General features: G+C 36.2%; 1 protein-coding gene. It reads left to right on the top strand.

Features of this window, described 5'->3' with window-relative positions; all coding sequences use genetic code 11:
- Nucleotides 1-978 (top strand): hypothetical protein (locus DXT99_RS26765; RefSeq protein WP_220273459.1); only part of this gene is annotated, 978 nt, incomplete at its 5' end.
- Between the last annotated feature and the right edge of the window lies 1 nt (nucleotide 979).

Genomic DNA, 979 nt, shown 5'->3' with positions numbered 1-979 from the left:
GTTAGAGCGTATTTTAGATTATCAATGAAAAAGATACCCATCTTGCTTTGTATGCTTCTGTTAAGTCAATGCAAGCAAAAGCCCTTAGAATCAAAACTAAATGATAGCAGCTTTACTCAAGGGGAAGTAATCAACTACCAATATGATAAAAGTGGAAGGTTAGTAAAAGAAAACTGGACGTCTTGCTTTATGGCAGGAGGTAAACCTGATAGCTTAGATATTGTCATGACCTACTTTTATGATGTTAAAGGACGAAAAATAAAAGTCGAAGAACATGATGGTTCTGATGAACTCATTTCAACTACATTTTTTGATTATGACCTGAGAGACTCTCTTTTGTCAGAGTATACAATTGATATTCATCGAGACACTACACTGCTCGTTGAAAATAGCTACGGGGAAAATGGCAGTCTTCATTTAGTAAAGCATAGGAGACTCTTGAACAGCCAATCTGTAGATGATATACTCAATGGTAACAGCAACTATGATACGCTTTTTACATTGACAGAGAACTTTTACCAAGCGGGTTTTATAATAAAATCTACAGATAGAGATAGCCAAAATGCTTTAGTTGCCGAGAGGGAATACGAGTATGATGGGCAAAAGCTTGCAGGGATGACAGTTTATGAATTTCCTGACTCAAAAAAGCAACTTTCCTTAACACACTTTTACTTACTTCCTGACAATTCCTCGAATGTTGAAAAAGTAACCCTTAACATCTTAGGTGATACTGTTGGGATAAAACAGGTAGAAAAGTATGGTAATGGGAAAATAGCGAAGCTTACTGAGGTTGAGGGACTAAGCAATGTATTCATCACTAACTTCGATGAACAGGGACAAATAACTACAGAGATAGCAATTAGTATGGTTGTGGGAGAGAAGTCTATAGAATTCTTTACCTACGACTCTTCAGGAAGAAAGATAAAAGTAGTTTCCAGACATGAGCCTTTAACAGAAAAAGAAAAAAACATGCTCTAAC

This window comes from Pontibacter diazotrophicus (genome assembly GCF_003367245.1).
In the GTDB taxonomy this organism is placed as follows: Bacteria; Bacteroidota; Bacteroidia; order Cytophagales; family Hymenobacteraceae; genus Pontibacter; species Pontibacter diazotrophicus.
The sequence above is the reverse complement of the archived record's forward strand: the minus strand, read 5'-3'. Positions and strand labels throughout refer to the sequence as shown.